This is a genomic window from Mycobacterium sp. NGS63, from assembly GCF_059812295.1.
In genome coordinates this window covers 91,937-111,101 of the sequence record NZ_JCALCJ010000007.1, presented here as the reverse complement: position 1 = coordinate 111,101, position 19,165 = coordinate 91,937, and the positions used below count along the sequence as shown (strand labels likewise).

The 19,165-nt window shown below is 71.4% G+C and carries 17 protein-coding genes, 1 pseudogene and 1 riboswitch; of the genes and pseudogenes, 9 read left to right on the top strand and 9 right to left on the bottom strand.

Annotated features, from left to right (window positions below; translation table 11 throughout):
- Genes AC5Y4Z_RS18955 through napA form a run of 5 tightly spaced genes read right to left on the bottom strand, consistent with a single transcriptional unit; the run spans window position 1 to window position 3,327 of the window.
- Entirely contained in the window at window positions 1-645 is a 645-nt protein-coding gene (locus AC5Y4Z_RS18955) for an LON peptidase substrate-binding domain-containing protein (RefSeq protein WP_499966127.1), read from the bottom strand.
- Window positions 645-1,796 (bottom strand): glutamate--cysteine ligase, encoded by a 1,152-nt coding sequence (locus AC5Y4Z_RS18950; protein ID WP_499966373.1) that lies wholly within the window; start codon window positions 1,794-1,796, stop codon window positions 645-647. The genes AC5Y4Z_RS18955 and AC5Y4Z_RS18950 overlap by 1 nt, the downstream gene beginning before the upstream one ends.
- Window positions 1,777-2,478, bottom strand: a complete 702-nt coding sequence (sodC, locus tag AC5Y4Z_RS18945) for a superoxide dismutase[Cu-Zn] (protein WP_499966126.1) — start codon at window positions 2,476-2,478, stop codon at window positions 1,777-1,779. The genes AC5Y4Z_RS18950 and sodC overlap by 20 nt, the downstream gene beginning before the upstream one ends.
- A 15-nt stretch (window positions 2,479-2,493) precedes the next feature.
- Window positions 2,494-2,967, bottom strand: a complete 474-nt coding sequence (locus tag AC5Y4Z_RS18940; protein ID WP_499966124.1) for a LytR C-terminal domain-containing protein — start codon at window positions 2,965-2,967, stop codon at window positions 2,494-2,496.
- Window positions 2,968-3,018: 51 nt separating this feature from the next.
- Entirely contained in the window at window positions 3,019-3,327 is a 309-nt protein-coding gene (gene napA, locus AC5Y4Z_RS18935; protein ID WP_066917645.1) for a nucleoid-associated protein NapA, read from the bottom strand.
- A 147-nt stretch (window positions 3,328-3,474) separates the two neighbouring features.
- On the opposite strand from napA, the gene AC5Y4Z_RS18930 reads away from it, so the two are divergent.
- The 5 genes from AC5Y4Z_RS18930 (at window position 3,475) to AC5Y4Z_RS18910 (ending at window position 10,662) form a co-directional block, all read left to right on the top strand.
- Window positions 3,475-4,068, top strand: a complete 594-nt coding sequence (locus AC5Y4Z_RS18930) for a peptide deformylase (protein ID WP_499966123.1) — start codon at window positions 3,475-3,477, stop codon at window positions 4,066-4,068.
- On the top strand, window positions 4,068-4,817 hold the full coding sequence (locus AC5Y4Z_RS18925) for a GNAT family N-acetyltransferase, cg3035/Rv0428c family (protein WP_499966122.1): 750 nt from the start codon (window positions 4,068-4,070) through the stop codon (window positions 4,815-4,817). The genes AC5Y4Z_RS18930 and AC5Y4Z_RS18925 overlap by 1 nt, the downstream gene beginning before the upstream one ends.
- A 9-nt stretch (window positions 4,818-4,826) precedes the next feature.
- The gene (locus AC5Y4Z_RS18920; RefSeq protein ID WP_499966121.1) at window positions 4,827-5,633 is read left to right on the top strand and encodes an exodeoxyribonuclease III; all 807 of its coding nucleotides are present in this window, start codon (window positions 4,827-4,829) and stop codon (window positions 5,631-5,633) included.
- A 94-nt stretch (window positions 5,634-5,727) separates the two neighbouring features.
- A complete protein-coding gene (locus tag AC5Y4Z_RS18915) occupies window positions 5,728-6,177 on the top strand; it encodes a hypothetical protein (protein ID WP_499966120.1) in 450 nt (149 codons plus the stop codon).
- 21 nt (window positions 6,178-6,198) lie between these two features.
- The gene (locus AC5Y4Z_RS18910; RefSeq protein WP_499966118.1) at window positions 6,199-10,662 is read left to right on the top strand and encodes a cation-translocating P-type ATPase; all 4,464 of its coding nucleotides are present in this window, start codon (window positions 6,199-6,201) and stop codon (window positions 10,660-10,662) included.
- On the opposite strand, the pseudogene AC5Y4Z_RS18905 reads toward AC5Y4Z_RS18910, so the two are convergent.
- Window positions 10,574-10,813 (bottom strand): annotated as a pseudogene (locus AC5Y4Z_RS18905) (hypothetical protein); the annotation flags it as partial. The gene AC5Y4Z_RS18910 and the pseudogene AC5Y4Z_RS18905 overlap by 89 nt on opposite strands.
- On the opposite strand from AC5Y4Z_RS18905, the gene AC5Y4Z_RS18900 reads away from it, so the two are divergent.
- Window positions 10,712-10,987 (top strand): hypothetical protein, encoded by a 276-nt coding sequence (locus AC5Y4Z_RS18900; RefSeq protein ID WP_499966116.1) that lies wholly within the window; start codon window positions 10,712-10,714, stop codon window positions 10,985-10,987. The pseudogene AC5Y4Z_RS18905 and the gene AC5Y4Z_RS18900 sit on opposite strands and share 102 nt — an antisense overlap.
- On the opposite strand, the gene AC5Y4Z_RS18895 is transcribed toward AC5Y4Z_RS18900, so the two are convergent.
- From AC5Y4Z_RS18895 to AC5Y4Z_RS18885, 3 genes are read right to left on the bottom strand one after another with little or no spacing between them, the layout of a single operon-like run.
- On the bottom strand, window positions 10,984-14,811 hold the full coding sequence (locus AC5Y4Z_RS18895) for a SpoIIE family protein phosphatase (RefSeq protein WP_499966114.1): 3,828 nt from the start codon (window positions 14,809-14,811) through the stop codon (window positions 10,984-10,986). The two genes, AC5Y4Z_RS18900 and AC5Y4Z_RS18895, sit on opposite strands and share 4 nt — an antisense overlap.
- Window positions 14,808-15,170: an STAS domain-containing protein gene (locus AC5Y4Z_RS18890; protein ID WP_499966372.1), complete on the bottom strand. Its 363-nt coding sequence runs from the start codon at window positions 15,168-15,170 to the stop codon at window positions 14,808-14,810. The genes AC5Y4Z_RS18895 and AC5Y4Z_RS18890 overlap by 4 nt, the downstream gene beginning before the upstream one ends.
- A gap of 57 nt (window positions 15,171-15,227) precedes the next feature.
- Window positions 15,228-15,887 (bottom strand): PAS and ANTAR domain-containing protein, encoded by a 660-nt coding sequence (locus AC5Y4Z_RS18885; protein ID WP_499966371.1) that lies wholly within the window; start codon window positions 15,885-15,887, stop codon window positions 15,228-15,230.
- A gap of 103 nt (window positions 15,888-15,990) precedes the next feature.
- Window positions 15,991-16,101: riboswitch (TPP riboswitch) on the top strand.
- On the opposite strand from AC5Y4Z_RS18885, the gene thiC reads away from it, so the two are divergent.
- The 3 genes from thiC (at window position 16,095) to AC5Y4Z_RS18870 (ending at window position 19,158) form a co-directional block, all read left to right on the top strand.
- Window positions 16,095-17,711, top strand: a complete 1,617-nt coding sequence (gene thiC / locus AC5Y4Z_RS18880; RefSeq protein ID WP_499966112.1) for a phosphomethylpyrimidine synthase ThiC — start codon at window positions 16,095-16,097, stop codon at window positions 17,709-17,711. Its footprint overlaps the riboswitch before it by 7 nt.
- Window positions 17,708-18,535 (top strand): bifunctional hydroxymethylpyrimidine kinase/phosphomethylpyrimidine kinase, encoded by an 828-nt coding sequence (thiD, locus tag AC5Y4Z_RS18875; protein ID WP_499966111.1) that lies wholly within the window; start codon window positions 17,708-17,710, stop codon window positions 18,533-18,535. The genes thiC and thiD overlap by 4 nt, the downstream gene beginning before the upstream one ends.
- Window positions 18,532-19,158 carry an alpha/beta hydrolase family protein gene (locus AC5Y4Z_RS18870; protein WP_499966109.1) on the top strand — a complete coding sequence of 209 codons (627 nt, stop codon included), beginning with the start codon at window positions 18,532-18,534 and terminating at the stop codon, window positions 19,156-19,158. The genes thiD and AC5Y4Z_RS18870 overlap by 4 nt, the downstream gene beginning before the upstream one ends.
- The last annotated feature ends 7 nt before the right edge of the window (window positions 19,159-19,165 follow it).

Below are 19,165 nucleotides of genomic sequence, written 5' to 3'. Positions count from 1 at the left end.
CTATTCGGACAGCTGGAACTCCACCATGTCGGCAAGCGCGTCGACGGCCTCGCCGAGCGCGGTAAGCCGGTCCGCGGCCGACGGCGCCGACAGCACGGCGTAGCGGTCGGCCGCACCGATCGGGATGCGGGACGCCAGCGCGAACAGCCGCCGCCCGGCGCGACTTTCGGTGGATTCGCGCTCGCCCAGCAGCACCGCGCGCTCCGGCAGCTGCGCACCCTGCGCCTCGGCGATCCGCTCGAACACCGCGACCACCCGATCCTCGAGGTCGAGCAGGGCCGCGTCGCTCACCGGCGCCCCCGGCTCGTCGGGCCACCCCGCCACCGTCGCGCGCGGGTACGGATCGTCGGGCAGCCACTGCGACACCCGGATCCGCTCGCCGGTGCGGCAGCGCAGCGCGTATCTGCCCGCGCCCAGGTCGGCGTGTTCGGCGATCCGCGACAGCACGCCGACGTCGCAGCGTGCGTCGCCGCCGCCGACCTCCCGGCCCTGCGCGATCAGCACCACGCCGAACGGCTCGTCGCGCTCGAGGCAACGCCGCACCAGCGCGCCGTAGCGGGGCTCGAAGATGCGCAGCGGCAGATCCTGTTCGGGCAGCAGCGTCGACTCGAGCGGAAACATCGCCAGCTCAACGGGTTCGGGCATCAGATTTCCAACTCGCCCACCAGCGCGTCGACCACCGCGCGCAGGTCCCCGTCGTGCTCCTCGGCCACCCGCCGCTGCCGCTGGTATGAGGCGCCCAGGCGCGGTATGTCGGCCGCCGCCGCCAGTTCGTCGCTGCAGTGCAGCGACTTGGCGACGGGCTCGAGCCGGTTCAGCACGTCGTCGAGGTCCTCGGTCACCAGCCGCTCGTTGCTCTCGGCGTCCAGGATGATCACCGCGTCCAGGCCGTAACGCGCCGCGCGCCATTTGTTTTCCTGAACGTGCCAGGGCGGCATGGTCGGCAGGCTCTCGCCGGCGTCGAGCCGGCGGTCCAGATCCACCACCAGGCAGTGCGTGAGCGCGACCAGCGCGCCGAGCTCGCGCAGGGTCGACACGCCGTCGCAGACCCGCACCTCCAGCGTGCCGAGGTGCGGCGAAGGCCTGATGTCCCAACGGATCTCGTCCATGTGGTCGATGATGCCGGTCTTCTTCTGGTCGTAGACGAAGCCTTCGAACTCCGACCACCGCTGAAAGTGAAAAGGCAACCCGGCGGTCGGCAGCTGCTGGAACATCATCGCGCGATTGCTGGCATAGCCGGTGTCCTCGCCGCCCCACCACGGCGACGACGCCGACAACGCCAACAGGTGCGGGTAGTACTTCAGCAGCGACGTCATGATCGGCATCACCTTGTTCGCCGAGGAGATCCCGACGTGCACGTGCAGCCCCCAGATCAGCATCTGGCGCCCCCACCACTGGGTGCGTTTGATCAGCTCGGCATAGCGCGGCGCGTCGGTCAGCTTCTGGGCGGACCACTGCGCGAACGGATGGGTGCCGGCGCAGAACAGCTCCATGCCGCGGTCCCGCACGACCTGACGGGCCGGGCGCAGCGTCTCGCGCAGGTCCTCCATCGCCTGCGCGGTGCACTCGCAGATGCCGCTGACCACCTCGACGGTGTTGCGCAGCAATTCCTTGTGCACGCGCGGGTTTTCGCCGATCTCGGCGATCACCGCGGTGGCCTCGTTGCTCAGGTCGCGGGTCTTGGCGTCGACGAGGGCGAACTCCCACTCCACACCGATCGTCGGCCGCGGCGAGGGCGCGAAATCGATACGGGCCCCGGCTTTTTTGAAGGGCTTGCTACCCGGCACCGATGACACCGCACGCCACCCGCTTGCCGGCGTCACCGGTGGTCATCGTCGTCTGGTCGGGCCCCGGTGTGCCGTTGGTCTGGCTGTACCGATCCGGCGGGATGTTGGCGAAGTTGTCGGCACCGGCGTGGATGATGATCGCCGTCTTCTCTCCGGCCAGCAGGTCCTCCATGCCGAAGGCGTCGGTGGTGGTCACCAGCATCCCAACCCCGTCTTTGCGGACCTGCAGCGAGGTCAGGTCGCCGCTGGCGGGCTCGGCGGAATGCCCGGGCGCCTGGAAGTGCCCGCCGGCGGACAGGAAGTCGCCGGGCGCGCCACCGGTCGGGGCGGTCGAGTTGGCCTCGCACTTGCCCACCTTGTGGATGTGCACCCCGTGGAAACCGGGCGCGAGGTGGCCGGGGCCGGACGTGGCGATCGTGATCGTGGCGTAGCCGTTGGAAAAGTCGAACTTGGCGGTCGCGACCTGAACCCCGTCGGGGCCCTTGAGTTGGGTGCTCAGGCTGTGCGCCGCGGGCTGCTGCTCGGCGCCGTCGGTCCCCGCCGTCGCCGTCGGCGCGCTCGACCCGGTCCACACCGCCGGCGTGGTGCCCGGCGACGTCGACGCGTGTTGGGGTGACGAGCACCCGCTCACCAAGGCCGCGATAAACAGGGCGAACAGGTTAGCGGCAGCGACGTTGCGGTGCTTGGGCATAACCGAAGCCTAACGTCAGCCGGTCACCAAAACGATGACGCCGGGCGGCTGGCCGTCGAGCGCGGAAATCCGCGGTTGGACGGGCGCGCCCAGTTGCTTGCCCACCGCGTCGGCGGTGGCGTGCTCACCGTCGGCGTCGGTGAAGTACACCGTGGTGGCCGGGACGTCCGCGATCGACAGGTTGCCGACGTCGGTGACCTTGAAGCCGGCGGCGGTGAGCTGATCCTTGGTCCGCGCGGCGACGCCCTCCTTGGCGGAGATGTTGTACACGCGCACCTCGGCCTTGGTCGCCGGGGAGTTGTTCGGGGTGGCCGACGCGCTGGTGGAACTGGTCGCCGTGGAGACCGGCGACGCCGACTCGTCATCGGAGTTCCCGGACGACCCCAGCGCCTGCCACCCGAGCAGCAGGAAGATGACGCCCAGGAACAGCAGCACCATCACCATGGCCCGCAGGGGGAGCCCCGTGGAGTCGGGAACGCGTTCTTTCATCGAGCCCACTGTAGCCAGGAAAGCGGCCGGGCCGGCACAGGCACGGGCCGGTCAGGTCACCTCGAAGCCGAGGCGGCGCGCCGCGCGCGCCTTCTGCCGGCTGGCGCGCAGCCGCCGCAGCCGCTTCACCAGCATCGGGTCGGCGGCCAGCGCCTCGGGCCGATCGACCAGTGCGTTGAGCACCTGGTAGTAGCGCGTCGCCGACATCGAGAACAGCTCCTTGATGGCGTCTTCCTTGACCCCCGCGTACTTCCACCACTGGCGCTCGAACGCCAGGATGTCGTGTTCACGGCGGGTGAGGCCATCGGCGATGTCAGCGTCGTCCCCCGATCGATTTGCCCGCGCCATGGCGCTGTCCATATCGCTTCCCCTGGACCCTTCCGGCGATTCTCAACGTGCTCGAATGACTTGACTTATGTAGGGGCATGTTTCGGCGAATATTGAACCACGCCGCGAACCCTCAAGCCGTAATCCAGACCCGCGAGTCGGCCGATAAGCTAGCCGACCATGGCAGTCGTACCCATCCGCATCGTCGGCGACCCGGTCCTGCACACCCCGACGACGCCGGTGGCCGTCGGCGCCGACGGCTCGCTGCCGGCCGAGCTGCCCGAGTTGATCGCCACCTTGTACGACACCATGGACGCCGCGCACGGCGTCGGCCTGGCCGCCAACCAGATCGGCTACTCGCTGCGGCTGTTCGTCTACGACTGCGCCGAGGACCGCGGCCTGACCGACCGCCGCCGCGGCGTCGTCATCAACCCGGTCCTGGAAACCTCCGAAATACCCGAGACCATGCCCGACCCGGGCACCGACGAGGAGGGCTGCCTGTCGGTGCCGGGCGAGTCGTTCCCCACCGGCCGGGCGAAGTGGGCGCGCGTCAGCGGGCTCGACGCCGACGGCAGCCCGGTCACCGTCGAGGGCACCGACCTGTTCGCGCGGATGCTGCAGCACGAGACCGGGCACCTGGACGGCTTCCTCTATCTCGACCGCCTCATCGGCCGGTACGCGCGCAGCGCGAAACGCGCGGTGAAGTCCCACGGCTGGGGCGTGCCGGGCCTGTCGTGGCTACCGGGCGAGGGGCCGGACCCGTTCGGTCACTGATGGTCTCGTGGCCGGCCCTGGGAACGCGGGTGACGATTCGCTACCGGCGCGCGAAAGGGTCGGTGCCGCCGCTGACCGACGCGATCGGACACCTGCTGGCGGTCGACCCGGTGGTGCGGGTGCGGACCAAGACGGGCGCGGTCGTCGAGTGCGCGCCCGCCGACGTCGTCGCGCTGCGCGAGCTGACCGACGCACCGGTGCGCACCTCGCAGATCCGGGCGCTCGAGCGCGCGGCCGCGGCGGCCCGGCCCGCCGACGACCAGGCCTGGCTCGGCGGCTGGCTGCTGCGCGCCGCGCCCGGCGCCGGCCTCGCCGCCAATTCGGCCATGCCGCTGGACATTTCGGCCGCGGCCGGGGCGATCCCGCAAATCGTCGCGTGGTACGACGCCCTCGGCCTGCCCCCGCGGCTGGGCATCCCCGACCGGTTGCTGCCGGTGCCGCCGGGGTGGGTGAGCGGGCACACCGAGCGGGTGATGGTGCGCGACGTGCGCGGACCCTGCGCCGAGCCGGCGGCGTCGCCCGCCGCCACGCCGGGCGCGGTGGTGTCCGACGCGCCGGACGGCACCCGCTGGGTCGGCCTCTCGACGGCGATCACACCGGACGACGGCGAAGCGCTATTGGCCTGGGGCGCAAGCCTCGGCGCGACCCGCGGTTACCTGCGGGTGCACGACGCCGACGACGCCGCCCTGGCCGCGGCGTTGGGGTTCCGGCTGCACCACCGCACCCGCTACTTCCCCGCGCCGAGTTAAGGAGCAAGCGTGCGCCTCGCCACCTGGAACGTGAACTCCATCCGCAGCCGCCTGCCTCGCGTCACCGACTGGCTCGAGCGCGCCGACGTCGACGTGCTGGCCATGCAGGAGACCAAGTGCGCCGACGGCCAGTTTCCCACGCTGCCGCTGTTCGAACTCGGCTACGAGGTCGCACACGTCGGCTTCAACCAGTGGAACGGCGTCGCGATCGCCTCGCGCGTGGGCCTCGACGACGTGCGGGTCGGTTTCGAGGGCCAGCCCACCTGGTCGAGCAAGCCGGAGATCGCCGCCACGGCCGAAGCGCGCGCCATCGGCGCCACCTGTGGCGGCGTCCGGGTGTGGAGCCTGTATGTCCCCAACGGCCGCGCGCTGGGCGATCCGCACTACTACTACAAGCTGGATTGGCTTGCCGCGCTGCGTGATACGGCCGCGGGCTGGCTGCGCGACGACCCGGCCGCACCGATCGCCCTGGTCGGCGATTGGAACATCGCCCCTACCGACGACGACGTCTGGAGCACCGAGTTCTACACCGGCGCCACCCACGTCTCCGAGCCGGAGCGCCGGGCCTTCGACGCCATCGTCGACACGCAATTCGCCGACGTGGTAAGGCCTTTCACCCCGGGCCCGGGCGTCTACACCTACTGGGACTACACCCAGCTGCGGTTCCCGAAGAACCGGGGCATGCGCATCGACTTCATCCTCGCCTCGCCGGCGTTGGCCGCGCGCGTGACCGGCGCGCAGATCGTCCGCGACGAACGCAAGGGCAAGGCCCCCAGCGACCACGCGCCGGTGCTTATCGATATCGATATGAAATAGTTTGCAAGGGATATGAATCCCGGATGTTCACATCGCCGATGCCCCCCAAGCGGCGTACTGTGATTACACCAGTGCGTTTACCCAGGGAGTCAGCATGAGTGTCGTTGGCGGAGTGGTCCGCAACGTAGGTCGAACGGTGAATCGTGCGGCGACGGCGACCACCAGCGTCGCGGGAGCGGTGGGGGGCGCGGCGGTGAACGGGGTCGTCGGCGGCGTCAAGGGAGCCGCCGAAGGCATTCAGAGCGGGCTCGACTCGGGCAGGAAGTCGACGGCGGCCGCCGCGCTGGCCATCGGCGCGCTCGGCGTGGCCGGGTTGGTCGAGTGGCCGGTGCTGCTCGCCGTCGGCGGCGGGGCCTTGGTGTTGCAGCGGCTGAGCCGCCAGCCGCAGGCGTCGGCGCCGCCCAAGGCGAAGCTGACGACCGTGCCGACGCAAAGCGAGGCGCCGGCCAAGGCGCAGAAAGCGCCGGCGCGCAAGGCTCCCGGCAAAGCGGCCAAGAAGACGACCGGCCGCCGCGCCGGCGGCGCGCTGCGCAGCACCAACTGAGCGGGAACCGTTGATCGACTGTTGAGCATCACAACACTCATACAACGGTCACTGCCCGCGCGCGCTGTCTCCGCGGGCCTGCAGGTCGCCAGGGCCGGCATCGACATCGCGGCGATACCGGTGCGCGAGGGCGCCAGGGCGCTGTCCGGCGAGCTGCCCTCCGAAGCGCTGAGCCGGCACTGCTGGCGCGGGCAGCACCGCGCCTGGATCGAGGTGCGCGGCCTCGCCGATGCCGCCGACGCTGAACTCGGCCGGGCGGTGCTCGACGCGGTCCGCGCTCATCCCGGCGTCACCTCGGCCAGCCTGAACTATCCACTGTCCCGCGTCGTCGTCGGCGTCGGCGCGAAGGACCCGTCGCTGCGGGACCTGTGCCGGCTGGTCGAGGCGGCCGAAAAGCGTTGCCGCGCAGGCCAAGACGAACCGGCGTCGGTGGGAAACCTGCCCGGCGACGGCGTCGTGCTGGCGACCAGGGCGCTGACGATGGCCGCCAACGCCGCCGGGCTGGGCTTCGCGCTCACCGGCCGCGCGATGCGCCTGCGGCCCCTGCCACCGGTCGTCGGCGCGAGCCTGACGTTCTTCGACTACCAGCCGTGGTTGCGGCGCACGCTCGAGGACGCCATCGGCGGGCCGGGCACCGACACCGTGCTGACGCTGGCCCACGCCACCAGCCAAGCGTTCTCGCAGTCGCTGTCGTCGTTGGCGATCGGGCTGACGATGCAGACGTTGAAGGCCGCCGAGGTCCGCGCCGAGGCGCAGGCTTGGGAGCACCACGAACCCGAGCTGGCCCGGCACGCCGACCAGCCGCCCGCGCGGCTGTCGCCGCGACCGCAGCCCGCCCGGGGCATGGAACGCAGCGTCCGCCGCTTCGCCCTGCTTCAGGCCGTGAGCACCGCCGCCATGGGCGCCGGGACCCGCAACGTGAACATGGCCGCCACCGCCGTGGCGGTGACCGCGCCCAAGGCCAACCGGACCACGCCCGAGGCGTTCGCCACCACGCTGGCCCGCGGGCTGGCCGAGCGGCACGCGGTGCTGCCGATGCGCCCGGAGAGCGTGCGCAAGCTGGACAAGGTCGACGCGATCGTCATCGATCCCCGCGTCCTGTGCACCGACACCCTGCGGGTGGCGGGCATCCGCGGCGCGGCGGACGGGGAGCTGTCCGCGGCGTGGGATCGGGCCCTGCTCATGCTGGACGCAGACGGCCTGCGGCAGGGTTGGCGCCCGGTGCCGGGCACCACCGACGGGCAACCGGGTTCGAAGGTGGAGGCGCTGTTCCTTCCCGTGCACGACCCGTTGGCCTCGGCCGTGGTCGCCGAGGCGCACCGCAGCGGCGCGGAGCTGGTCACCGTCGACACCGAGTCGCTCGACGACCTGCGGCCCGCGTTCGACGACATCCGCCCGCTGCGGAGAGCCACGAACGGGTCCTCGGAAAAGGCGCTAGACAAGGCGCTCGCGCGCGCGGTCACCGACCTGCAGGAGGCGGGCCGCCGTGTGGCGATGCTGTCTTCGGCTGGGGCGCAAGCCCTTTCGAGCGCCAACCTGGCGCTGGGCGTGCTGCCCGCCCACGGCCCGCCGCCCTGGCAGGCCGACCTGCTGCTGCCCGACCTGGCGGCCGCCTGGCGGGTGCTGCACGCGCTGCCCGCGGCGCGGTCCGCCGTGCAGCGCGGCGCCGGCATCTCGGCGGGCGCCACCGCCATGGGCTCGCTGTTCCTGATCCCCGGCGTGCGGGGCAATCTCGGGTCCGAGGCGGTCAACGCCGGCGCCGCGGCCGGGCTGCTCTCGGGCTACCTGCTCGCGCGCGGCATCCTCAACGCGGACACACCGCGCCCGGCGGCCACCCACGAATGGCACGCGATGTCCGTCGAGCAGGTCCGCAAGGCACTGCCCGACGCCGGATCCGCCGAAGCCGCCCCGCAGCCCTACCATCCCGGTGTCCAGCCGAATGAGTCGCTGGCGCAAGGGATCTGGCAGCTGGCCAAGGCCGTCCGCGCCGAACTCTCCGACCCGCTGACGCCGGTGATGGCGCTCGGCTCGGCCGCCAGCGCGATACTCGGTTCGCCCGTCGACGCCGTGCTGGTGGGCACGGTGCTCACCGGCAACTCGATCCTGGCCGCGGCCCAGCGGCTGCGCGCCGAAAAGCGGTTGACCCACCTGCTGGCGCTGCAGGTTCCGCCGGCCCGTCGGGTGCTCACCGGCCCGGGCGGGCGGCGGTCCTACGCCGACGTGGACGCCGAGCAGCTGCGGCCCGGCGACGTCATCGAGGTGCGCACCCACGAGGTGGTGCCCGCCGATGCCCGGATCATCGAGGAGGTCGACGTCGAGGTCGACGAGTCGTCGCTGACCGGCGAGTCCCTGTCGGTGGACAAGCAGGTCGAGGCCACGCCCGGCGCGCCCCTCGCCGAACGCCGCTGCATGCTGTTCGCCGGCACCACCGTGGTGGCGGGCACCGCGGTCGCGCTGGTGACCGCGGTGGGCGCCGACACCCAGCAGCGCCGCGCCGCCGACCTCATCTCCGGCGCGCTGTCGTCCGACATCGGCCTGCAACACCAACTCGGCCAGCTCACCACGCGGGCGCTCCCGGTCAGCATCACCGGCGGCGCGGTGGTGGGCGCGCTCGGGCTGGTGCGCCGCATCGGGCTGCAGCAGGCGGTGTCCAGCGCGATCGCCATCGCCGTGGCCGCGGTGCCCGAGGGGATGCCGTTGGTGGCGACGCTGGCGCAGGCGGCGTCGGCGCGCCGGCTGACGAAATACGGTGCCCTGGTTCGTGTTCCGCGCTCGGTCGAGGCGCTCGGCCGCATCGAGGTGGTCTGCTTCGACAAGACCGGGACGCTGTCCGAGAACCGGCTGCGGGTGTCGGAGGTCCGACCCGCGACGGGCGCTTCAATTGTCTCGGAGGCCGCCAAAGCCGAGGTGTTGCGCTGCGCGGCGCACGCCGCCCCGGCGGCCAACGGCGGACCGCAGGCCCACGCGACCGACGTCGCCATCGTCGAGGCCGCCGAGAACGCCGGGGTCGCCAACGGCGCGATCCCCGCCGCGCACCTGCCGTTCCGCTCCGGCCGGGCGTTCTCGGCCTCGGCGACCGGAACCGAGCTGACCGTCAAGGGCGCACCCGAGGTGGTGCTGGCCGCCTGCGGCGACGTCAGCCGGATGGACAGCACCGTCGCCGCGATGGCCGCGCGCGGGCTGCGCGTCATCGCGGTGGCGCGGCGCCGGCTGAGCCCGCAACAGGCCAGGGCGATCCGGGACAACCCCGACCGCATCGCCGACTACTGCGCGGGCGGGCTGACGCTGACGGGGTTCCTCGGCCTGTCCGACACCCCGCGCCCGGAATCCGCCGACGTGATTGCCACGCTGCGCTCCCAGAACGTGGGCATCAAGCTGATCACCGGCGACCACCCCATCACCGCCAAGGCCATCGCCGAGGAGCTGGGCCTGCCGGTGACCGCCGGCCAGGTCATCAGCGGCGCGGAATGGGATTCGTTGTCCCGCAAGGAACAAGAGCGCGTCGTGACCGAGCGCGTGATCTTCGCCCGGATGACACCGGAGAACAAGGTCCAGGTGGTGCAGACGCTCGAGAGCGCCGGGACGCGCACCGCCATGGTCGGCGACGGGGCCAACGACGCCGCGGCTATTCGGGCCGCCACGGTCGGCATCGGCGTGGTCGCGCACGGCAGCGACCCGGCGCACCTGGTGGCCGACGTGGTGCTGGTCGACGGCCGCATCGACGCGCTGCTGGAAGCCATCGAGGAAGGGCGCCAGCTGTGGCGGCGGGTGCAGGCCGCGGTGTCGGTGCTGCTCGGCGGCAACGCCGGCGAGGTGATCTTCGCGATCATCGGCAGCGCGATCACCGGGACCTCGCCGCTGAACACCCGCCAGCTGCTGCTGGTCAACACGCTGACCGACGCGCTGCCCGCGGCGGCGCTGGCGGTCAGCAAGCCGCGCGGCACCGTGGACCCCAACCTGCGCGGCGCGGATCAGCCCGCCCTGTGGCACGCCGTGGCCGTGCGGGGCGTCACCACCGCCGCGGCGGCGACGGCGGCGTGGGCGATGGCCGGTGTCACCGGACGCCCGCAGCGCGCGTCCACCGTGGCGCTGGTCGCCCTGGTGGGCACCGAGCTGGGTCAGACGCTGCTGGAGTCGCAGGCCCCCTTGGTCGTGCTCACCGCGGCGGGCTCGCTCGCGTTCGCGGGGACCCTGATCAGCATCCCCGGCGTCAGCCAACTGCTCGGCTGTACGCCGATCGGTCCGCTCGGGTGGGCTCAGGGCCTAGGAGCCGCCGCTGCGGCGACGGTAGCCGTGGCGGTGGTGGGACCACGGTTCGAAGCTCGGGATCGAGCCGATGCTTCTGAGCAGGCTCGACGACCTCAACAAACCCCGCCCGCCACGCCAGGGCGTAAAGCTGCCGCAGCGGCACGGCCAGCACGGAAGCTAACGTCGAAACCAGCGGATCGGTCAGGGCGTCGGTCCTCGACATACTCCAGACAGTGACCGCACGACCCGGCCCGGCGGCAAATGCTGTGTTACCGAAAGGCAAATGATGGCGGAAAAGAAGGCGCGTAGGGGGACATCCCAGCGGGACGCGGTACAGAAAATCCGGGAAGGCGAGACGTTCGCCGTAAATCTTCCGGTTTTTGGCCAAGTGGGCATTCCCCGGCCGGAACAGCTGGCCTATTACGGCGGCCTGGCCGCGCTGGCCGCGTTCGAGCTCATCGACTGGCCCGTCGCCCTGGTCATCGCCACCGGGCACGTCCTGGCGAGCAATCACCACAACAAGCTCCTCGAGGAGCTCGGCGAGGCGATGGAAGAGGTCTAGCCGACCGCGCGCTCGAACTCGAGCGTCACCCGGGTGCCCGCGGCGGTCCGCACGGTGTCGACGCGGTCGGCCAGCCCGCCGATCAGGGTGAGCCCGCGGCCGCGGCGCCGGGTGCGCAGGCTGGCCGACGAATCGCCCACCCACCGGCCGGTGTCGCTGACGGTGACCGCGACTGTCTCGCCGCGCAGGAAGGCCTCGACCGACACGGTCCGGCGGGCCTCGCTGCGGCTCCCGTGTTCGATCGCGTTGGTGACCGCCTCCCCGGTCGCGAGCAGGATGTCGTCCTCGCGGCGCGGGTCGACGGCGACGCGGCCCAACCAGCTGCGCAGCTGCCGGCGCGCGACGGGAATCTGCGCCGGCGCGGCGGGCAGCACGGTGGTGAAGCTGCGCGCGGCCGCGTGGCTGGGACGCAGCGCCAGCACGACGACGTCGTCGCAGTAGCCGCCCGGCGGCGTCATCCGCGCCAGCAACTCGGCGCAGACGGATTCGACGGGCAGGTCGGCGCAGTCGGCGGCCGCCTCCTTCAGGCGGGCGAACCCGTCGTCCAGCGTCTCGCCGGCGCGCTCGATGAGCCCGTCGGTGTAGAGCAGGATCAGGCTGCCGGGTGCCAGGTCGGCCGTCGCGGTCGCGGCCGGCTCGGTGTCGCAGTTTTCGTCGTGCACCGCGACCGGGGGCCGTCGGCCCGACTCGAGGAAGACCGGCTCCGCGTCGGGCGGAACGAGCAGCGGGTAGGGGTGCCCGGCGCAGCTGTAGCTGACCGTGGCGGCCCCGGCGGCGGCGTTGGCCCCGATGTCGATGAGGGCGTAGGCCACCGTCGCGCAGCGGGCGCCGTCGACGCTGGCCGCGTACCGGTCCAGCGCCGCCAGCACCGCGGCCGGTTCGGCGGCGGTGAGCGCCGAGGCGGCCACCGCGGCGCGCAACCTGCTCATCACGATCGCGGCGGCCAGGCCGTGCCCGACGACGTCGCCGACCGAGATCCCGATCCGTCCGGCGCGGCCCAGCGGGGTGACCGAATACCAGTCGCCCCCCACTCGCATCGTCTCTCCGGCCGGCTGGTAGACGGCCGCCACGACGCCGGCGGTCGAGCCGCGATCCAGGTCGAGCAGATGTTCCTGAAAGTCGACGGCGATGCGGTGTTCGCGCGCCATGACGCGGACCCGGTCCAGCGCCGCCTGGGTGAGCTCGGCCATCCGGGCGAACGTGTCGAGCTCGGCGGTGCCGAACGGCCGCGGCGTGGGCCACAGCAACAACAGCGCGCCGATGACGCGACCGGCGTTGTCCCGCAACGGATGAGCGACGCAGGCGCGCACATCGGCCGCGGTGTTGCGCACCGCGTGCGCATAGCGCGGCGGCAGGTCGAACGTGTCGGGGATGACCATCGGCTCGCCGCCGCTGATCACGTCGACGCCGACCAGCGGCGCATCGAGGGCGACCACGTGGTAGCGGTCGCGCACTTCGGCGGGCAGGTCGCCGGCGTATTCGAACCGGGCGTGGTGCTCGGTGTCCACCACCCCGACGCCCACCGCGACCGGGTCGCCCGAGCCGCGGGCGTAGTCGAGCAGGGCGTCCAGTATTCCGGTGACCGAATCGGTGGCCTGCAGCGCGGAGTCGAAGTGCGCCAGGTCGAGCTGCGCCTCGCGCCGCTGGCGGTCGCGCTCGCGGGTGACCGCGGACAACCGCGACGCCACCCGGTCGACGAGCTCCTGGGACCGGAACGGCTTCGGCAGGTAGTCGTCGGCGCCGCCGGCGAACCCCTCGTCGACGGCCTCCGCCCCGGCGCGGGCCGACAGCATCAGGACCGGCGTCGCCGCCACCGCCGGGTCCGCGCGGATCGCCGCCAGCAGGTCGAAGCCGTCGAGGCGCGGCATCATCACGTCCGTCACAATCGCGTCCGGGTGCAGCCGCGTCGCCGCGGCCAGTGCCGCCTGCCCATCCGCGACCACCACCGTGTCCCAGTGCGCCGACAGCACCCGGTCCAAATGAGCGCGCATGTCGGCGTTGTCGTCGGCGATCAGCACCAGCTGGCGCTCCCGGTGTGAGGCGGCCGGTTCGGCGACCGGCGTCACCCATTGGCGCGCCTCGGCCACGTAGGGGTTGGTGTCGTCGAGCGCGACGGTCGGGGGTTGCTCGGCCGCGGCGCCGGCGACCGCCAGCGGCAGCCGGACGGTGACGGCGGTCCCGCGGTCCGGTTCGCTGTCGATCTCCACGGTCCCGTGCTGCAGCTCGACCAGGCCGCGCACCAGCGACAGCCCGATCCCGGTTCCCTCCACGCTGCGGCCGCGCAGGTTCTCGGCCCGGTAAAAGCGCTCGAACAGGCGGTCCAGGTCCTCTTTGGCGATCCCGACCCCGGTGTCCCGCAACGTCATTCGGCAATGCGGGGCTTCGGCGCGCACCTCGACCGAAATCGAGCCGCACAGGGTGTATTTGACGGCGTTGGAAAGCAAGTTGAGGACGATCGTCTCCCACATGCCCGGATCGATCTCGGCCGGCGCCGCCCCGCAGTCCACCACGAGCTCGAGCCCCGCCCGCTGACACAGTTCGGTGAACGACGAGGCGATGTGAGCGGTAAGCGCGCCGACGTCGGTGGGCACCAGTTTCGCGTTCGCCCGGCCCGCTTCGATGCGGGAGAAATCGAGCAGCGAGTCGACCAGGCGCTGCAGGCGCCGCGCGTTGCGGCCCGCCGTGCTGAGCCGGTCCGCCAGCACGCTGTCCGGCGGCGCGTCGGACAGCGCGTCATCCAGCGGCCCCAGCAAAAGCGTTAGCGGCGTGCGGAATTCGTGGCTGACGTTCGTCAAAAACGCGGTCTTGGCGCGATCCAGCTCGGCCAGCGCGTCGGCCCGCTGCCGCTGCTGTTCGTAGGAGACGATCTGCGCGAACGCGGACGACAGCTGGTCGGCCAGCAGCTGACAGAAGCCCCGGTACTGGTCGTCGAGCGGGCAGCGCGGGTTGATGCCGACGACCAGCGCGCCGGCGGTGGCGCCCTCGCCCACCGGCAACACCAGCGCCCCTTCCGGGCAGTCGACACCCAGGGCGCTCCTGATGCCGGGAAGTGCCGCCGCGATGTCGCCGATCTCCCGCGTGTCGGTCCGTGCCCATGACGTCGGGTCGGAGTCGGTCAACTGGGCGAACGAGCGCGGCAAGATCGGCAGCATCGACGCCGTCGCACCCCGCAACGCGATGGCGCCGCCCGCGTCGGCGACGTAGACCGCGATGAACGGCAGGTCCGCCGGCTGGGCCGTACACACCTCGACCGCCGCGTTCACGGCGTCATCGATCGCCTGGGTTTCCATGACCGCGGACGCCACGGTGTTGAGCAGGTGCAGGCGCCGCTCCCCCAGCACCCGCTCGGTCGTCTCGGTGACCGCGCAGAAGATCCCCGAGACGCCGCCGCGGTCGCCGATCAACGGGCCGTAGGTGAAGGTGAAGTAGCGGTCCCGGCGCCGGCCCTCCATCACCATCGACAGCAGCAGGTCGTTGGACCAGGTGGCCGCGCCGGTGGCCACGACGCTGTCCAGCATCGGGCTGATCGGCTCCCAGATGTCCCACCACACGTCCCGGCCGGGGCGGCCCAACGCGGCCGGATGCTTGTCGGCCAAAGCGGGTATGTAGGCGTCGTTGTAGATCAGGAACAGCTCCCGCGGGTCCAGCCACAGCACGATCGGGAACCGCGACGTCAGCGCCGTCACCACCGCCGCGCGGAACTCGGCCGGCCAGCGCTCCGGCGGCCCCAATGGGTGGGCCGCCCAATCGAACTCGGCGAACCGGCGGCCCATTTCCCCGCCCAGCTCGACCGCGGCCGCCAGGTCAGCGGGCAGGGAGCTCATGCCTGCTGGTCGCGCTGCAGCGCATCCGACAGCGTCGGGTAGACCTCGAGGATGCGATCCAGCTCGGTCACCTGGATCGGCCGGAGCACCACGTCGTGGTCGGCCACCAGGCGAACCGCCGTGTCGGTCGCCTTGCCCGCCTCGTGACAGTCGAGCACCGCGTTCAGCGCCGCGCTGCCGAAGAAGGTCACCGGCGTCAGGTCGACGACCACTAGCCGGGCCGGGTGGTTGGCGGACACCTGCAGCGCGGCGGCCAGGTGCGGGGTGAGCTGGTCGACGGTGCTGGAGTCGACGTCACCTTTGACGCGAACCAATACGGCGTCCTCGCGGGACTCGTGATCAACCGCCAACAGTTGCATGCTTCTCACCGCCACGATTCGCAGAATGCCCAGGAAAGAATGTTTCGAAGCCTATCTTTACCCGGAGGGGTCGGGCGGAATCCGTTCGTGCACCGTCAGCAGCACATGGTCGAACTGACTCTGGGCGGCCGCCGGCGGGGCCGGCAGCGTCGACACCTCGTCGAGCAATTGCTTTGCCAGCGCGCGCAGTTTCACGTTGGTCTCCTGGGACCGCCACTGCAGGACCCGGAAGGCCTGCTGGGCGCTGATCCGGTAGACGTACATCAGCACGCCCTTGGCCTGCTCGATCGCCGCGCGATTCTCGAACAGCTCCGGCAGGGCCTCGTCGAGCACTTCCTGCCGCGTCTCGTCGCGGGCCTCGTCGAAGGTGTGGGTGAGGTCGATGTAGTAGCCGGCCGTGCCCACGACCGCGCCGGAGTCGTCCAGCATGCGGTCGGCCACCACGATCGCGTCGTGCACGTTGCCCTTGGTGTCGAGGAAGCGGTGGCGGCTGGAAAACGACTCCTCGGACTGCAGGGCGTAGTCGAGCAGGTCCTGGACGTGGGCGCGGTCGTCGGGATGTTTGTGCGACAGCAGCAGTTTGGTGGTGGGCGCCACGGTCCCCGGTTCATAGCCGTGCATCCGGGCCACCTCGTCGGACCATTCCCAGCGTTGACCGACGAACCAGAACCGGAACGCCCCGACGTTCAGGTACCTCGCGGCGGCCTCGCTTGGCATGGGCTGTGGCACGTTTGCATCCTGCCATTACCTGGGTATTCCGGGCTACCGTCGTTGTGCTGGCCTTCTGGGGTAACGTCGCGTGCGGAACCATTCGACGAAAAAGTTCAGACGCGGGAGCGCACGCCCAGTGCGCTGAGAGGACGGCTCGGGGCCGTCGACCGTACGAACCTGACCGGGTAATGCCGGCGTAGGGAGATGACAACCATGACCGTAACCATCGAGCCGTCGGTGACCACCGGACCCATCGCCGGCAGCAGCAAGGCCTACCTCGAATTGGACGGCGGCGCGCGGGTGCCGTTCCGGCGGGTGAACCTGTCCACCGGGGACCACTTCGACCTCTACGACACCTCGGGCCCCTACACCGACCCGGACGCGGTGATCGACCTGGCCGCCGGGCTGCCGGCGCGGCCCGGCGTGGTGCGCGACCGCGGCACCCAGCTGCAGCGGGCCCGCGCCGGCGAGATCACCGCCGAGATGGCGTTCATCGCCGCCCGCGAGGGCGTGCCCGCCGAGCTGGTCCGCGACGAGGTCGCCCGGGGCCGCGCGGTGATCCCGGCCAACCACAACCACCCCGAGAGCGAGCCGATGATCATCGGCAAGGCGTTCGCGGTCAAGGTCAACGCCAACATCGGCAACTCGGCGGTGACGTCGTCGATCGCCGAGGAGGTCGACAAGATGGTGTGGGCCACCCGCTGGGGCGCCGACACCATCATGGACCTGTCCACCGGCAAGAACATCCACGAGACCCGCGAGTGGATCCTGCGCAACTCACCCGTCCCGGTCGGCACGGTGCCGATCTATCAGGCCCTCGAGAAGGTCAAGGGCGACCCGACGGAGCTGACGTGGGAGATCTACCGCGACACCGTGATCGAGCAGTGCGAGCAGGGCGTGGACTACATGACCGTGCACGCCGGCGTGCTGCTGCGGTACGTGCCGCTGACCGCCAAGCGGGTCACCGGGATCGTGTCCCGCGGCGGCTCCATCATGGCGGCGTGGTGCCTGGCGCACCACCGGGAGTCGTTCCTGTACACCAACTTCGACGAGCTTTGCGAGATTTTCGCCCGCTACGACGTCACCTTCTCGCTGGGTGACGGCCTGCGGCCGGGCTCGATCGCCGACGCCAACGACGCCGCGCAGTTCGCCGAGCTGCGCACCCTGGGCGAGTTGACCGGGATCGCGAAATCCCATGGCGCACAGGTGATGATCGAGGGACCCGGGCACGTCCCGATGCACAAGATCGTCGAGAACGTGCGGCTGGAGGAGGAGCTGTGCGAGGAGGCCCCGTTCTACACGCTGGGCCCGCTGGCCACCGACATCGCGCCGGCCTACGACCACATCACCTCGGCGATCGGCGCGGCCATCATCGCCCAGGCCGGCACCGCGATGCTGTGCTACGTGACCCCCAAGGAACACCTCGGGCTGCCGGACCGCAAGGACGTCAAGGACGGCGTGATCGCCTACAAGATCGCCGCCCACTCCGCCGACCTGGCCAAGGGGCATCCGCGCGCCCAGGAGCGCGACGACGCGCTGTCGACCGCGCGCTTCGAGTTCCGGTGGAACGACCAGTTCGCGCTGTCGCTGGACCCGGACACCGCGCGGGAATTCCACGACGAGACGCTGCCGGCCGAGCCCGCCAAGACCGCGCACTTCTGCTCGATGTGCGGGCCGAAGTTCTGCTCGATGCGGATCACCCAGGACGTTCGCGATTACGCGGCGGCGCACGGGCTCGACAGCGAGGAGGCGATCGAGGCCGCCATGGCTGACAAGTCACGCGAGTTCGCCGAGCACGGCAACCGGGTGTATTTGCCCATCACCCAGTGAATTACCTGCCGCTGGCGCCAACTGGGACCACCCCGCCGCGGGTGCTGACCATAGCCGGATCGGACTCCGGCGGCGGCGCGGGCATTCAAGCCGACATGCGCACCATGGCGCTGCTGGGCGTGCACGCATGCGTCGCCGTCACCGCGGTGACCGTGCAGAACACGGTGGGGGTCAAGAGCTTTCACGAGGTGCCCGGCGACGTGGTCGCCGGGCAGATCGAAGCCGTGGTCACCGACATCGGCGTGCAGGCCGCCAAGACCGGGATGCTGGCGTCGGCCCCGATCATCGGCGCGGTGGCCGACGCCTGGCGCCGGCTGGGGTTGACGGTCCCGCTGGTCGTCGACCCGGTGTGCGCGTCCATGCACGGCGACCCGCTGCTGGCCGCCTCGGCCCTGGATTCGCTTCGCGACAAATTGTTTCCGCTGGCCACCCTGGTGACGCCGAACCTCGACGAGGTGCGGTTGCTGGTGGACATCGACGTCGTCGACTCGGCTTCGCAGCGGGCGGCGGCCGAGGCGCTGCACGCGCTGGGCCCGAACTGGGTGCTGGTCAAGGGCGGACACCTGCGCTCGTCCGACCGCAGCTGCGACCTGCTCTACGACGGCACCTCCTGCTACGAGTTCGACGCCGAGCGGATCGCCACCGGCAACGACCACGGCGGCGGGGACACGCTGGCGTCGGCGGTCGCGTGTGCGCTGGTGCACGGCTACAGCATGCCCGACGCGGTCGGCTTCGGGAAGCGCTGGGTCACCGAATCCCTGCGCGCCGCTTACCCGTTGGGCCACGGCCACGGCCCCGTCTCGCCCTTGTTCAGGCTGATATGAATCTGGAGCCGATCGCCGGAGTCGCCCACGAACCGTCCGGCACGCCGTCCGGGGTCGTGGTGCTGACCCACGGCGCCGGCGGCGACCGGGAATCCCCGCTGTTGTGCCAGGTTTGCGACGAGTGGGCGCGACGCGGCTGGCTCGCGGTGCGGTACAACCTGCCGTACCGCCGGCGCCGGCCCAAAGGCCCGCCGTCCGGCTCGGCCGCGGCCGATCGCGCGGGGATCGTCGAGGCGATCGCGTTGTGCCGCGGCCTTTCCGGCGGCCCGCTGATCGCCGGCGGGCATTCCTACGGCGGCCGGCAGACGTCCATGGTGGTCGCTTCCGGAGACGCCGCCGTCGCGGCGCTCACTCTGTTCTCGTATCCGGTGCACCCACCCGGCAAGCCCGAACGGCCCCGCACCGAGCACCTGCCCGACATCCGGGTGCCCACCGTGTTCACCCACGGAACGTCCGATCCGTTCGGCACGCCGGGCGAACTGCGCGACGCCGCCGCGCTGATCAACGCGCCCACCGAGGTCGTTGAGATCACCGGCGCGCGCCACGACCTGCGCTCGAAGACCCTCGACGTGCCCGCGCTCGCCGTCGAGGCGGCGTTGCGGTTGACGCGGAACCTTCGTTAACATAATC

Coding starts and splice junctions, on each gene's coding strand:
- AC5Y4Z_RS18890 (WP_499966372.1), bottom strand. CDS start 15,170: ATGCAACTGTTGGCGGTTGATCACGAGTCCCGCGAGGACGCCGTATTG.
- AC5Y4Z_RS18940 (WP_499966124.1), bottom strand. CDS start 2,967: ATGAAAGAACGCGTTCCCGACTCCACGGGGCTCCCCCTGCGGGCCATG.
- napA (WP_066917645.1), bottom strand. CDS start 3,327: ATGGACAGCGCCATGGCGCGGGCAAATCGATCGGGGGACGACGCTGAC.
- AC5Y4Z_RS18930 (WP_499966123.1), top strand. CDS start 3,475: ATGGCAGTCGTACCCATCCGCATCGTCGGCGACCCGGTCCTGCACACC.
- AC5Y4Z_RS18870 (WP_499966109.1), top strand. CDS start 18,532: ATGAATCTGGAGCCGATCGCCGGAGTCGCCCACGAACCGTCCGGCACG.
- AC5Y4Z_RS18895 (WP_499966114.1), bottom strand. CDS start 14,811: ATGAGCTCCCTGCCCGCTGACCTGGCGGCCGCGGTCGAGCTGGGCGGG.
- thiC (WP_499966112.1), top strand. CDS start 16,095: ATGACCGTAACCATCGAGCCGTCGGTGACCACCGGACCCATCGCCGGC.
- AC5Y4Z_RS18925 (WP_499966122.1), top strand. CDS start 4,068: ATGGTCTCGTGGCCGGCCCTGGGAACGCGGGTGACGATTCGCTACCGG.
- AC5Y4Z_RS18900 (WP_499966116.1), top strand. CDS start 10,712: ATGGCGGAAAAGAAGGCGCGTAGGGGGACATCCCAGCGGGACGCGGTA.
- AC5Y4Z_RS18955 (WP_499966127.1), bottom strand. CDS start 645: ATGCCCGAACCCGTTGAGCTGGCGATGTTTCCGCTCGAGTCGACGCTG.
- AC5Y4Z_RS18915 (WP_499966120.1), top strand. CDS start 5,728: ATGAGTGTCGTTGGCGGAGTGGTCCGCAACGTAGGTCGAACGGTGAAT.
- AC5Y4Z_RS18885 (WP_499966371.1), bottom strand. CDS start 15,887: ATGCCAAGCGAGGCCGCCGCGAGGTACCTGAACGTCGGGGCGTTCCGG.
- sodC (WP_499966126.1), bottom strand. CDS start 2,478: ATGCCCAAGCACCGCAACGTCGCTGCCGCTAACCTGTTCGCCCTGTTT.